A 13492-nucleotide genomic window follows, 5' to 3' on the forward strand; every position below is an offset into this window, starting at 1 on the left:
TCCCGATACCTGCCGGCATCGATCTCGGCTAACGTCGGAACCGGGAAACCTGCCGGAGCCGGGCCCGTACCCGCGCCGTGACCGGCGGCGGAACAGCGAAGCAACGCTCAGATCACCAGACTGAACGACAAGGATGTCGCGGTGCACGTACACGATTCGCTCGTCGAACTGATGGGCAACACCCCGCTCGTTCGACTGCGCAAGGTAACCGCCGGCGTGGGGGACGGCCTGCGACCGCAGGTGTTCGCCAAGGTGGAGTACTTCAACCCCGGCGGGTCGGTGAAGGACCGCATCGCGGTCCGGATGATCGACGCCGCCGAGCGGTCCGGGGAGCTCCGGCCGGGCGGGACGATCGTCGAGCCGACGTCCGGCAACACCGGGGTCGGGCTCGCCATGGTCGCGCAGGAGCGCGGCTACCGCTGCGTCTTCGTCTGCCCCGACAAGGTCGGCAAGGACAAGATCGACGTGCTGCGCGCGTACGGCGCCGAGGTCGTCGTGTGCCCGACGGCGGTGAACCCCGAGCACCCCGACTCCTACTACTCGGTGTCCGACCGGCTCGCGGGCGAGATCCCCGGAGCGTGGAAGCCGAACCAGTACACCAACCCGCAGAACCCGCAGTCCCACTACGAGACGACGGGCCCGGAACTGTGGGAGCAGACCGAGGGCCGCATCACGCACTTCGTCGCGGGCATCGGCACCGGCGGCACCATCAGCGGCACGGGCAGGTACCTCAAGGAGGTCTCCGGCGGCAAGGTGCAGATCATCGGCGCCGACCCGGAGGGCTCGGTCTACTCGGGCGGCAGCGGCCGTCCCTACCTCACCGAGGGCGTCGGCGAGGACATCTGGCCGGAGACCTACGACCGCGGCATCTGCGACGACGTCATCGCGGTCTCCGACAAGGACTCCTTCACCATGACCCGGCGGCTCGCCCGCGAGGAGGCGCTGCTGGTCGGCGGCTCCTGCGGGATGGCCGTCGTCGCCGCGTTGCGCGTCGCGGAGCGCGCCGGCCCGGACGCGGTGATCGTGGTGCTGCTGCCGGACGGCGGCCGCGGCTACCTCGGCAAGATCTTCAACGACAGCTGGATGGCGGACTACGGCTTCCTCACCCCGTCCACCGAGGAGGCCCGGGTCGGCGAGGTGCTCACTAGGAAGGGAGGCACGCTGCCGGAGTTCGTGCACGTCCACCCGCACGAGACCGTGCAGACCGCGATCGCCATCATGCGCGAGTACGAGGTGTCGCAGCTTCCGGTGATGAAGGAGGAGCCGCCCGTCATGGCGGCCGAGGTGGTGGGCTCGGTTGGGGAGACCGACCTGCTCGACATCATGGTGAAGGGCCAGGCCAAGATGACCGAGCCCGTGGAGGCGCACATGGCGGCGCCGCTGCCGACGCTCGGCTCCGGCGAGCCGGTCAGCAAGGCCGTCGGCGTCCTGGAGAAGTCCGGCGCCGCCGTCGTCCTCGTGGACGGCAAGCCCAAGGGCCTCATCACCCGCCAGGACCTGCTCGCCTTCCTGTCCGACGCCACCGCCTGACCCCGGAGACGGCAGAGCGCCTGGAGATCGTGGCGATCTCCAGGCGCTCTTCCTTTGTCGGGTCGCGGCGCCCGGCCGGTGGGCGGCGTTATGGGCCGGGATCCGCGACCCGACGTCTTCGGGGGCGCCGCGGCCTAGCCGCGGTACCCGGACGGGATGAAGTCCTCCCGCGTGTCGGCGGGGTGCACCGGCTTCTTCTTCGGCTCGTCGCCGTGCCCCGGCCACCAGGCCCGGTGGCCCAGCATCGCGGTCAGGCCCGGCACCAGGAACGTCGACATCACGAAGGCCGACAGCGCGATGCCGATCGCGACCGAGAAGCCCATCTGCTTGAGCATGGAGACCGGCGCGAGCATCATCACCGAGAAGGTGCCCGCCAGGATGAGGCCCGCCGCGGCGACCGTCGGGCCGCCGTGCTGGACGGCCAGGGCCGCCGCCTTCTTCGGGTCGTGGCCCTCCTTGGCCTCCTCACGCAGCCGCGCCGTCATCAGGATGTTGTAGTCGGTCCCGATGGCCAGCACGAACAGGTAGAGGATGATCGGCAGCTGGAAGATCACTCCGGCCTCGCCCTGGCCGTACTGGAAGACGTACACCGCGGAGCCGAGCGTCGAGGCGAAGCCGAGCAGCACCGCGATGACCAGGTAGAGCGGCGCGATCAGCGACCGCAGAAGCAGCGCCAGGATCACCGCGATCAGCACCGCCGCCACCGGCAGGATCACCGACAGGTCGCGGTTGTTGACCGCGTTGATGTCGGCGAAGACCGCGGTCTGGCCGCCGACGTAGGCGCGGGTGCCGGACGGCTCGATCTGGTGGACGGCAGGCGAGAGCTTGTCCTTGACCAGGCTGATCGACTCGTTGGAGACCGGGTTGGTCTTCAGCACCAGGTCGACGCGGACGACCGTGCCGTCCTTGCCGGGGACCGCCGGCTGGACGCGGCCCACGCCGGGGGCGTCCTTGGCCTTCTGGCTGAACTCGGCGATCTGCGCCTTGCCGATCGGCCGGCCGTTCTCGCTCTTGAGGAACACCTGGACGGGCGTGGTCAGACCGGGCGGGAAGCCCTTCTCCATGTCCTTGGTGGCCTGCGCGGACTCGGTGTCCTGCGGGAAGCCGGCGGCGAAGTCGTAGTCCGCCTTGAACCCGAGGGCGCCGAGCGCCAGCACGATCATGACGAGGCCGGAGGCGAGCGCGGCGACCACCGGGCGGCGGCCGACGCCGCGGCCGATGGCGCCGGAGATGCGCTCCTTGGGCTGCTTCTTCCACGCCTTGGACGGCCAGAACACCGCGGTGCCGAGCAGCGACACGAGCGCCGGGAACAGGGTCAGCGAGGTGATGCCCATGGTCACGACGGAGATCGCGAGAGCCGGGCCCCAGGCGCTGAACACCCCGAACGTGGCGAGCAGCAGCACCAGGAACGTGACGGCGATGGCGGCGGCGGCCGAGGAGATGACCTCGCCGACCCGCTCCACCGCGGTGATCATCGCGGTCTTCTTGTCGTCGCCGGCCCGCAACCGCTCCCGGAACCGGAACATCAGGAACAGGTAGTAGTCGGCGCCGATGCCGAAGAGCACGATCAGGATGATGGTGCTGAGACTGTCGTCGCCGGAGAAGCCGAAGACCTTCGAGGCCGCGCCGATCAGGCCCATCGCGACCTGCATGGTCACCATGATCACGATGATCGGCAGCACCGCCGCCAGCGGCGCCCGGAAGATCAGCAGGATCAGGCCGATGATCAGCACGAAGGTGGCGATGCCGACGATCTCGAAGGACTTGTTGAAGGAGTCCTCGTTGTCGACGAAGCCGGCGACGTCACCGCCGACCTTGGCCTCCAGCCCGCCGTCCTTCAGCAACGTTGGCAGGTCCTTGCGGATCTGCTTGACCGCGTCGCCCTGTTTCTCGCTGTCGGCCTGGGAGGTGCCCTTCATCGGCACCATGATCACCTGGACGGCCTTGTTGGGCGCCACGGCCTGCGCGCCGGTGGCGAAGTTCAGCACCGTCGGCGGCTTGTGGGCGTTGAGGGATTTGGCGGCCGCGTTCACCTTCGCGGTGTCCTGGGCCGTCAGCGGCTGCCCGTCGGACCGCTTCACGACGATCAGCGAGGAGGTGTCCTCCTGCTGCGGGAACGCCTGTTCGGCCACCTTCATGGCCTGGACCGACTCGTACTTCGAGGGCAGGAAGTCGCCCTGGTCGGACTCGGTGGTGAGCTTGGGGGAGAAGGCGATGATGAGAACCGCGGCCACGAGCCAGGCCACGATCGTCCACCACGGGTGTCTCACGACGAAGCGCGCGAGCCGAGCGAACATGGGGGATTCCTTAAGTCACTGTCGTAGGGATACCTGTAAAACGGTAGAGAACGGACGGGTCGTTGAGGTCACCCCCAGCGCCGAAATGGGGGCTGATACCTGCGGGGGATCCCCTCCTCCTCTAGGAGGGTCGGGGAGTGGATAGCCTCGTACCCATGGACAACGAGGTTCCGCAGGGCTTCGAGACCCTGGCCATTCACGCCGGGCAGGAGCCCGACCCCGCCACCGGTGCGGTCGTCCCGCCGATCTACCAGGTCTCCACCTACAAGCAGGACGGCATCGGCGGGCTGCGCGGCGGCTACGAGTACTCCCGGTCGGCCAACCCGACCCGTACTGCGCTGGAAGTATGCCTGGCCGAAACCGAGGGCGGGGCGCGCGGGCTGGCGTTCGCGTCCGGCCTCGCCGCCGAGGACGCGCTGCTGCGCACGGTCTGCCGGCCCGGTGACCACGTCATCATCCCGAACGACGCCTACGGGGGCACCTACCGGCTGTTCGCGAAGGTGGCGGAACCGTGGGGCGTCGCGTTCGACCCCGTACCGCTCGGGGACATCGCGGCGGTGCGCGCCGCGGTCCGGCCCGAGACGAAGATCATCTGGGTGGAGACGCCGACGAACCCGCTGCTCGGCATCGCCGACATCGCGGCGCTCGGCGGGGTCGCCCGGGACGCGGGCGCGCTGCTGGTCGTCGACAACACCTTCGCCTCGCCCTACCTGCAGCGCCCGCTGGAGCTCGGCGCCGACGTCGTCGTCCACTCGACCACCAAGTACATCGGCGGGCACTCCGACGTGGTCGGCGGCGCGCTGATCGCGGCGAACGCGGGCCTGGGGGAGCGGCTGGCGTTCAACCAGAACTCGATGGGCGCCGTCGCGGGCCCGTTCGACGCCTGGCTCACCCTCCGCGGGATCAAGACGCTGGGCGTGCGGATGGACCGGCACTGCGCGAACGCCGAGAAGGTCGTGGACATGCTGACCCGGCACCCGTCCGTCCGGCGGGTCCTCTACCCAGGGCTGCCCGATCATCCCGGCCACGACGTCGCCGCCAAGCAGATGAAGGCGTTCGGCGGCATGGTGTCGTTCCGGATGGAGTCGGAGGAGGCCGCCGTGCGGGTGTGCGAGCGGACGAAGCTGTTCACGCTCGGCGAGTCGCTCGGCGGAGTCGAGTCGCTGATCGAGCACCCGGGCCGGATGACGCACGCCTCGGCGGCCGGCTCGCCGCTGGAGGTGCCCGCCGACCTGGTGCGGCTGTCGGTCGGCATCGAGGACGCCGACGATCTTCTTCGTGACCTCGACCAGGCACTTTCCTGAGAATCAGCTGACCATTCCCCACCGGACTTGATCAAAACATCTATACTCGGCGCGCCAGGTTCGTCAAGAAAGGGCCCGGGGTGCGCAAAGTACTGGTCTGTGGGGCGGCGTTCGCCGCGACGTGTGTGTCGGCCGTGGCCGTTCCCGTGGGAGCCCACGCGAACGCGCCGGTGCCGACGCCGAGCGCTTCGGTCCCGTCCGTGCCGCCGGCCGACGGGTCCGGGCCGTCCGGCGGGCCGGAGACCGGAGTGCCGGGGACCGGAGTGCCCGGGACCGGCTCACCGTCGGCGTCGTCTCCGGCGCAGCCGGAGAACGGCCAGGGCGCCACGGACGGCGAGCCCGACGGGACCGTCACCGCGCAGGCGGTGATGGTCACCCCGCGGCTGCCGAAGGTTCGCACCTACGCCTACGGCAGGAACGCGGCCCAGCGGATCGACGCCTACTGGCGCGAGCCGGGGCCGCGGGCCACGCCGCGCCCGGCCGTGCTGCTCCTGCACGGCGGCTACTGGCTGGAGGGCGACAAGGCCGGCGGCTGGAAGTACTTCGCGCGCCGGCTGACCGAGGAGGGCTTCGTCGTCCTGTCGGCGAACTACCGGCTGGCTCCCCAGGCGCAGTGGCCGGCGCAGCGCAACGACGCGATGTCCGCGCTCGCCTTCATCAAGAAGCACGCCCGGGTGTGGAACGTCGACCCGAACCGTGTCGCGGTGATGGGCTCGTCGGCCGGCGGTCAGCTCGCGACCCAGCTCGGCACGTTCGGGACGGGCACCCGGCAGGTCCGCGGCGTGGTCGCGCTGTCGCCGCCGAACAACCCGTTCCTGGCCTTCCAGGACGGCGCGAAGCCGGGCGCCTTGCTCAACGAGCGCAAGCTGCGGCGGGCCGTGACCGGCCTCGTCCACTGCGTGCCCGGCTTGACCGCCGACCCGGACTGCTGGACGCGGCTGGACGACGCGAGCACCCTCACCCACGTCTCCGCCGGCGACGCGCCGATGCTGCTGATGCACGCCACCGGCGACTTCGTCCCGGTCACCCAGAGCACCGGGCTGGCGAGCGCGCTGCGCGCCGCGGGCGTCCAGGCGACCGTCAAGACCATCGACGGCGACATGCACGCCTCCGAGATGCTGGAGGACGAGCACACCTACCCGACGATCCTGGCCTGGCTCAAGAAGCTCCTGAACCCCGGCCAGTGACGTCCGGGCCGGTCTCCTGTGGGGGGTCGTCCCCCCACGATGACGCGCCCCGGGGGCGCGTCATCGGCGGCCGCGGCGCACTCTCAGGTAGTCGCTGACGACGTACTCGCCCAGCCGCTCGGCGTCGGGTGCGAAGACCCGGCCGCCGTTGCGCCGCGCGACCTCCTCCACGAACGACACGAGCCGCCGGTCCTCGGCGAGCATGAAGAAGTTCATGCAGGCGCCGCGCCGCGTCATCTTGTCGACCTCGGCGAGGGTGAGGACGAGCGTGTCGGTGGACGGCGGGTAGTCGAACAGGGAGCGGCCGTCGGGACGCAGGTGGGCGGTCGGCTCGCCGTCGGTGACGACGAGGACGATCGGCTCGAAGTCGGGATGCCGGTCCAGGTGCCGTCCGGCGATCATCAGGGCGTGGTGCAGGTTGGTGCCCTGCACCATGTCCCAGTCGAGGCCCGCCATCTCCGTCGGGTGCAGCACCCGCGCGTAGTTGGAGAACCCGATGATCTGGATCGCGTCCTGCGGGAACTTGCTGGTCACGAGCGTGTGCAGGGCGAGGGTGGTCTGTTTCGCGACCGCCCACGTCCCGCGCAGGACCATCGAGTAGGACAGGTCGACCAGGAGGCAGACGGCCGCGCCGGTGCGGCGTTCGGTCTCGTGCACCTCGAAGTCGTCCACGCCGAGCTTCACGCCGCCGGGACGCGAGCCGTCGCCGGGCTCCGCGACCTCGGCCCTGCCCGGCGGCGGCTCCACCACCTTCGCGGTCGCGGGGCCGGGGACGAGCGCCGGGCCGCCCTCCATCGCGCTGCGGCGGATCGCGTTGCTCACCGTCCGGACGACGTCGAGGGGCTGCTCGTCGCCGAACCGCCACTCGCGGCTCGCCCCGGTCAGCTCCCCAGCCTGGCCCGCGTCGCGCTGGTCGTGGTCGCCCTGCCGGCCGGACGTCAGCTGGGAGAACACCCGGCGCAGCGCCGTCTCGCCGAGCCGCCGCACCGCCTTCGGGGTCAGTTCCAGTTTGCCGCGGTTGCGCCGCAGGTAGCCCTGCCGTTCCAGCTCCGCCTCGATGCGGCGGAGCGCGTTCAGGTCGTCGACGGCCTGCCGCCCGAGCGCCCGCCGGACGGCCTCCTCGTCGATGTCGTCGAGCCGCGCGCCCGGGTAGTCCTGCCCGAGCGCCGCTTCCAGCTCGCTGAGGTCGGCCAGCTCCGCGAGCGCGGTCGTGGCGTCGCCCATGCCGAGCGGGTCGTCCCCGGTCATCTGCTCGGACCGGCCCCAGCCGAGGTCGGGACGGCGGGCGCGCAGCGCGTCGCCGAGCCGGGTCATCTCCATGGCGAGGCCCGCGTCCTGCATGGCCTGCTCCATCAGCCCGGCCAGTTCGGCGCGCTGCTCGGGGCCGAGCGAGGCGAGGAGCCGGTCCATGGCGGCGGCGCGGCGGGCGAGGGAGTCGACCAGTTCCTCCAGGTTCTGTGGGTTGTCGGGGAACATGTCCCCGTACTCGCCCATGAACCGGTCGAAGTCCTCCTGGGTGTGCTCGCCGCGCGCGTCCCGGTCCAGCATCTCGTTGAGCGCGGCCATCATGTCCTTGACCCGCTCCATGGCGGCCGGGTCCTGGTTCTCCAGGGCCTGCTTCATGCCCTGGAACTGCGCGTCCAGCACCTCGCGGCGCAGTAGATCCTTCAGCTGCTCGAAGGTGCGGCGGGCCGCGTCCGAACGCCAGTCGTAGTCCGACAGCCGCCGGATCGCCTGGGAGGTGTCGGACGGCAGCGTGTCCAGCTCCGCCTCGCGCAGCCGCGCGTCGTCGCCCGGGTCGGGGAACAGCTCGGCCCGCTCCTGCCCGATCGCGGTGTCCAGCAGCGCGCGGGCCTGCTCCAGCGTGCCGTCCAGCCGGCCCCGGTCGCGCAGCGCGCGGCGCCGCTCGCGCACCTGGCGGAGCATGTCGTCGAGCCCGCGCCGGTTCTGCGCGCCCGGCAGGCCGCGGCGCAGCAGTTCCCGGAGCGCGTCGTCCGGGCGGGTGCCGTCCAGCACCGAGTCGCCCATCGCGTCGAGGGCGTCGCGGACGTCGTAGGGCGGGGCGAGCGGGTCGGGCCCGTCCTCGTAGGCGCCGTAGCGGTATCGGCTCATCGAATCTCCTTGCGCGTGGAGACCTCGGGTTCCGGCGTCACGTCCGGTACGTGGCCGTCCCGTCGGACCGTCCCTCGGCGACGTCCTTGGAGAGCCGCCGGGTGAGGAACAGTCCCTCCAGGGCGAACTCCAGCGCGGCCGCGGCCTGCCCGGGGGACTCCCCGCTCATGCCGAGCCGTTCCATGATCTTGGCGAGGCCGGGCACGTGCCCGATCCGGCGCAGCAGCTCCGTCGCCGCCACCAGTTCGCCGGACTCGACCCGCTCGCCGGAGTCGAACTTGTCGAGCAGCCCGTTCAGGTCGGCGGCGCCGAGCGTCCGGCGGTAGGTCTCGGCGACGGCACGGCGCAGCAGGTGCTCCAGGACCTCCTGCTCGCGGCCCTCCTCGCTGACCTCGAACTCCACCTTGCCCATCAGCGACGGCACGACCGACGGCAGGTCGCAGACGCGCGCGACCGCGCGTTCCTCCCCGGCGAGCGCCGCCCGCCGCACCGCGCCCGCCGCGACGGTCTCGGCGCCGGCCAGCGCGAACCGCGCCGACACGCCGGACCGCGCGTCCACCGCCGTCGAGTCCCGGACGAGCCGGGTGAACCGCCCGATGATCTCGACCAGGTGGTCGGGCACCTCGGCGGGCAGGCCCGCGAGGTCGGCGAAGTCGGACTCCTGCCGGATCAGCGCGAGCTCGGCGTCCAGTTCGAGGGGGTAGTGGGTGCGGATCTCGGCGCCGAAGCGGTCCTTCAGCGGGGTGATGATGCGGCCGCGGTTGGTGTAGTCCTCGGGGTTGGCGGACGCGACGAGCAGCACGTCCAGCGGCAGCCGGAGCGCGTAGCCGCGGACCTGCACGTCGCGCTCCTCCAGCACGTTCAGCAGCGCCACCTGGATCCGCTCGGCCAGGTCGGGCAGCTCGTTGATGGAGAAGACGCCGCGGTTGGTGCGCGGCACGAGCCCGAAGTGCACGGTCTCCGGGTCGCCGAGGGTGCGGCCCTCCGCCACCTTGATCGGGTCGACGTCGCCGATGAGGTCGCCGACGCTGGTGTCCGGCGTGGCGAGCTTCTCCCCGTACCGGTCGTCGCGGTGCTTCCACTCGACGGGCAGCTCGTCGCCCAGCTCGGCGGCGAGCCTGCGGCACCGCACGCAGACCGGCGCGTACGGGTGGTCGTTGATCTCGCAGCCCGCGACCACCGGCGTCCACTCGTCCAGCAGCCCGGCCAGGGTGCGGATCAGCCGCGTCTTGCCCTGTCCGCGCTCGCCCAGCAGTACCAGGTCGTGCCCGGCGAGCAGGGCGCGTTCCAGGTGGGGCAGGACGGTGTCGTCGAACCCGAGGATGCCGGGGAAGCGCGGCTCGCCGGATCTCAGCCGGTCGAGCAGGTTGCGCCGTATCTCGGCCTTCACGGAAAGCCGGACGTGGCCGCTGGTGCGCAAGGCGCCCAGAGTTGATTCACGGGGTGTGGATTCACGTGGTGTGGATGAACGCACGCGACCGACACTACGTCGCCGGTACGCGGAATCGCACCCCCGCCGGCGATTCGCCCGGCCTGCCCCGACTCGCTGATGTTCGCGTGGAGAGCCCCCGGAGGGGGAAACTGAAGGTGTGAACCGAGCCGGCGAACGGAGTGAGGGAGGCGGCGCCGATGGCGCGATTCGGTGATGGCCTGGCCCTCGGACCCGACCTGTCCAGTGCCGCCGCGGCGGCGGTCGAGCAGGCGCTCGCGCCGCTCAGCGCGGCGCCCGACCTGGTGTGCGTGTTCGTGACGGGGGACGATCCGGACGAGGTCGAGGCGGCCGCGGTGGCCGCGGAGCTGGCGGCGGGCCCCGCGCTGGTGCTCGGCTGCAGCGCGTCGGGGGTGATCGGCGCCGGGCGCGGCGTGGAGGAGCGGGGCGCGGTCAGCGCGTGGGCGGCGGTGCTGCCCGGCGCGCGGCTCGACGCGTTCCGCCTGGAGACGCTCAAGGGCGACGACCGGCTCATCGTCGTCGGGATGCCGGAGGGGCAGGACGACGACGTGGTCGGCGTGCTGCTGGCCGACCCGTACAGCTTCCCGGTGGACGCGTTCGTGGAGCGTTCCGACGAGGCGCTGCCCGGACTGCCGCTGGTCGGCGGGCTCGCCGAGGGCAGCGGGCTCGGCGAGACCGGGCACGGCGAGGTGCGGCTGTTCGTCGGCGGCGAGGTGCACCGGGACGGCGCGGTCGGCGTGGTGATCGGCGGATCCGTCGCCGCCGCCACCGTGGTCAGCCAGGGCGCCCGCCCGATCGGGCCGGACATGGTGGTGACCAAGGCCGAGGAGAACGTCCTGTACGAGCTGGCCGGCGTCCCCGCACTGGAGAAGCTGGAGCAGATCGTGATCGGGCTGCCGGAGGAGGAGCAGGAGCTCGCCGGCCGCGGGCTGCTGATCGGCGTCGCGATGGACGAGTACGCCGACGAGCACGAGCACGGCGACTTCCTCGTGCGCGGTGTGGTCGGCGCCGACACCGACAGCGGCGCCATCGCGATCGGCGACGTGGTGGACGTGGGGCGCACCGTCCGGTTCCAGGTCCGGGACGCGGGCGCCGCCGAGGAGGACCTCTCCGCGCTGCTCGAACGCTTCGACCTGGCGCCGGTCGAGGGCGCCCTGCTGTTCTCCTGCAACGGGCGCGGCCAGGCGATGTTCCCCGACTCCGACCATGACGCGAAGGTGCTCGACCGCGCGTTCGGCCCGGCCGGGGTGGGCGGGTTCTTCGCCGCCGGCGAGATCGGCCCCGTCGCCGGCCGCAACCACGTGCACGGTTTCACCGCGTCCATCCTGGCGTTCGGCCGGGCGGAGGAGACCACTTGAGCGGGCCGCCCGTCCTCGCGGTGGACATCGGCGGGACGAAGCTGGCCGCCGCACTGGTCGAACCCGACGGCGGCATCTCCGCCCGGACGCGGGCCCCCACCCCGAACGAGCCCGGAGTGGACGGCGAGGAGCTGTGGCGGGCGCTGGAGGCGCTGCTCGGCAAGCTCGTCGCCGACGCCGGCGATCCTCCGCTCGCGGGCGTCGGGGTGGGCTGCGGAGGGCCGATGACGTGGCCGGCCGCAGAGGTGTCCCCGCTGAACATCCCGGCATGGCGGGGATTCCCGCTGCGGGAGCGGCTCCGCGCCCGGTATCCCGGGCTGCCCGTCCGCATCCACAACGACGCGGTCTGCGTCGCGGTCGGCGAGCACTGGCTCGGCGCGGGACGTGGGCACGGCAACGTCCTCGGCATGGTCGTGTCCACGGGCGTCGGCGGCGGTCTCATCCTCGGCGGGCATCTGGTGAACGGGTTCAGCGGAAACGCCGGGCACATCGGGCACGTGATCGTCGACCCGGGCGGGCCGCCGTGCGGGTGCGGGGGCCGCGGCTGCCTGGAGGCGATCGCGCGCGGTCCGGGGCTGGTCGCGTGGGCGCGGGAGCAGGGCTGGCGGCCCGGGAGCCCGGACGGCACCGGTGTCGAGCTGGCCGCCGACGCCCGCCGCGGCGATCCCGTCGCGGGCGCGGCGATGCGCCGGGCGGGCCGTGCCATCGGCATCGCGCTCGCGTCCGCGACGCACCTGTGCGACCTGGAGGTCGCGGCGATCGGCGGCGGACTGTCGCAGGCGGGCGGGCTGCTCTTCGACCCGATGGAGGACGCGTTCCGGGCGCACGCCCGGATGGAGTTCGCGCGCCGTGTCCGGATCGTCCCGGCGGAGCTCGGGCAGACCGCCGGGCTCGTCGGCGCGGCCGCCCTGGTCTTCGCTCAAGATCGTTATTGGAGTGCGGGCTGAGCGCGGCGGGTGCGAGTATCACACAATGAGCGAAGCGAACCGGGGGGTGTGGGGGGTCGCCTCCCACAGGAGTACGCCATGACCTCCGTCAGTGTCGACGATGTCCGGGGTGCCCGTGAGCTGCTCCGCGGGGTGGCGGTGCCGACCCCGATGATCCCCTCCCGGGTGCTGTCGGAGCAGCTCGGCGGGCCGGTCCTGCTGAAGTGCGAGAACCTGCAGCGCACCGGCTCCTTCAAGATCCGCGGCGCCTACGTGCGGATCGCCCGGTTGACCGAGGAGGAGCGGTCCGGCGGGGTGGTCGCGGCCAGCGCCGGCAACCACGCGCAGGGGGTCGCGCTCGCGGCGTCGATGCTCGGCTGCAGGGCCACGGTGTTCATGCCGGCCGGCGCGCCGCTCCCCAAGATCGCCGCGACCCGCGGCTACGGCGCCGAGGTCGTCTTCCCGGGGCCGACCGTGGACGACTGCCTCATCGCCGCGCAGGAGTACGCGGACGAGTGCGGCGCGGTGTTCATCCACCCGTTCGACCACCCCGACGTGGTCGCCGGGCAGGCGACCATCGGGCTGGAGATCATGGAGCAGTGCCCTGAGGCCCGCACGATCGTCGCGCCGGTGGGCGGCGGCGGGCTGATGGCCGGGATCGCGGCGGCGGTCAGGGGCCTCGCCGCGGAGACCGGCGGCCCGGAGACCAAGCTGCTCGGCGCGCAGGCCAGGCGCGCCGCGGCGTTCCCGCCCTCGCTCGCGGCCGGGAAGCCGACGCAGATCGAGATCGAGCCGACGATGGCGGACGGGATCGCGGTGGGCCGTCCCGGCGACCTGACCTTCGACATGTTCACGGACCTGGTCGACGCGGTCGTCACCGTGACCGAGGAGTCGATCTCCCAGGCGCTGCTGCTCTGCCTCGAACGCGCCAAGCAGGTCGTCGAGCCCGCCGGGGCGGCCGGGGTGGCGGCGCTGCTGGAGCACTCGTACGCGGTCGAGCCACCGGTGGTCGTGCTGCTGTCCGGCGGAAACGTCGACCCGCTGCTGCTGTCGAAGGTGCTGCGGCACGGGCTCGCGGGCGCCGGGCGGTACCTGGTCGTCCGCTGCCGGCTGAAGGACCGTCCGGGCGCCCTCGTGACCCTGCTCGGCGAGCTGGCGGAACTGGGCGTCAACGTCCTGGACGTGATGCACGAGCGCGTCGCCGCCCGCCTGCACGTCGAGGAGGCCGAAGTGCTCATGCACCTGGAGACGCGAGGGGCCGACCACTCCGAAGACGTGATCGGCCGCCTACGCGAAAAGGGCTACACGCTCACCCTTAGCTGACCGGC

The 13492-nt window shown here is 72.1% G+C and carries 9 protein-coding genes; 6 read left to right on the forward strand and 3 right to left on the reverse strand.

From position 1 onward, the window contains the following. The first annotated feature begins 141 nt into the window (after nt 1-141). A complete protein-coding gene (locus ACQPXG_RS09340) occupies nt 142-1530 on the forward strand; it encodes a cystathionine beta-synthase (protein ID WP_433467224.1) in 1389 nt (462 codons plus the stop codon). Nucleotides 1531-1664: 134 nt separating this feature from the next. On the opposite strand, the gene ACQPXG_RS09345 is transcribed toward ACQPXG_RS09340, so the two are convergent. Beyond that, a complete protein-coding gene (locus ACQPXG_RS09345) occupies nt 1665-3827 on the reverse strand; it encodes an MMPL family transporter (protein ID WP_433467225.1) in 2163 nt (720 codons plus the stop codon). 155 nt (nt 3828-3982) lie between these two features. Here ACQPXG_RS09345 and ACQPXG_RS09350 point away from each other — a divergent pair, with 155 nt between their 5' ends. Continuing rightward, a complete protein-coding gene (locus ACQPXG_RS09350; protein WP_433467226.1) occupies nt 3983-5131 on the forward strand; it encodes a cystathionine gamma-synthase in 1149 nt (382 codons plus the stop codon). A gap of 80 nt (nt 5132-5211) precedes the next feature. Next, entirely contained in the window at nt 5212-6318 is a 1107-nt protein-coding gene (locus ACQPXG_RS09355) for an alpha/beta hydrolase fold domain-containing protein (protein ID WP_433467227.1), read from the forward strand. A gap of 60 nt (nt 6319-6378) precedes the next feature. Here ACQPXG_RS09355 and ACQPXG_RS09360 read toward each other — a convergent pair whose 3' ends face one another. Together ACQPXG_RS09360 and ACQPXG_RS09365 are read right to left on the reverse strand one after the other, a co-directional pair. Then, nucleotides 6379-8430, reverse strand: coding sequence for a vWA domain-containing protein (locus tag ACQPXG_RS09360; protein ID WP_433467228.1), 2052 nt, complete (start codon nt 8428-8430; stop codon nt 6379-6381). 37 nt (nt 8431-8467) lie between these two features. Then, nucleotides 8468-9850 carry a sigma 54-interacting transcriptional regulator gene (locus tag ACQPXG_RS09365; RefSeq protein ID WP_433467229.1) on the reverse strand — a complete coding sequence of 461 codons (1383 nt, stop codon included), beginning with the start codon at nt 9848-9850 and terminating at the stop codon, nt 8468-8470. Nucleotides 9851-10059: 209 nt separating this feature from the next. On the opposite strand from ACQPXG_RS09365, the gene ACQPXG_RS09370 reads away from it, so the two are divergent. The 3 genes from ACQPXG_RS09370 to ilvA all read left to right on the forward strand — a co-directional run bounded on the left by ACQPXG_RS09370 (nt 10060) and on the right by ilvA (nt 13487). Continuing rightward, entirely contained in the window at nt 10060-11238 is a 1179-nt protein-coding gene (locus ACQPXG_RS09370; RefSeq protein ID WP_433467230.1) for an FIST signal transduction protein, read from the forward strand. Next, complete coding sequence (locus ACQPXG_RS09375) at nt 11235-12185, forward strand: ROK family protein (RefSeq protein WP_433467231.1); 951 nt, start codon at nt 11235-11237, stop codon at nt 12183-12185. Before ACQPXG_RS09370 ends, ACQPXG_RS09375 begins: the two co-directional genes overlap by 4 nt. Before the next feature lie 78 nt (nt 12186-12263). Continuing rightward, the gene (ilvA, locus tag ACQPXG_RS09380) at nt 12264-13487 is read left to right on the forward strand and encodes a threonine ammonia-lyase (protein WP_433467232.1); all 1224 of its coding nucleotides are present in this window, start codon (nt 12264-12266) and stop codon (nt 13485-13487) included. Nucleotides 13488-13492: the final 5 nt, after the last annotated feature.

Origin of the sequence: Spirillospora sp. CA-128828 (assembly GCF_050945415.1) — a bacterium.
GTDB lineage: Bacteria > Actinomycetota > Actinomycetes > Streptosporangiales > Streptosporangiaceae > Spirillospora.

What these genes read in the sequence shown, in the direction of transcription:
- ACQPXG_RS09345 (WP_433467225.1), bottom strand. Translation starts at nt 3,827, where the DNA reads ATGTTCGCTCGGCTCGCGCGCTTCGTCGTGAGACACCCGTGGTGGACG.
- ACQPXG_RS09350 (WP_433467226.1), top strand. Translation starts at nt 3,983, where the DNA reads ATGGACAACGAGGTTCCGCAGGGCTTCGAGACCCTGGCCATTCACGCC.
- ACQPXG_RS09360 (WP_433467228.1), bottom strand. Translation starts at nt 8,430, where the DNA reads ATGAGCCGATACCGCTACGGCGCCTACGAGGACGGGCCCGACCCGCTC.
- ACQPXG_RS09370 (WP_433467230.1), top strand. Translation starts at nt 10,060, where the DNA reads ATGGCGCGATTCGGTGATGGCCTGGCCCTCGGACCCGACCTGTCCAGT.
- ilvA (WP_433467232.1), top strand. Translation starts at nt 12,264, where the DNA reads ATGACCTCCGTCAGTGTCGACGATGTCCGGGGTGCCCGTGAGCTGCTC.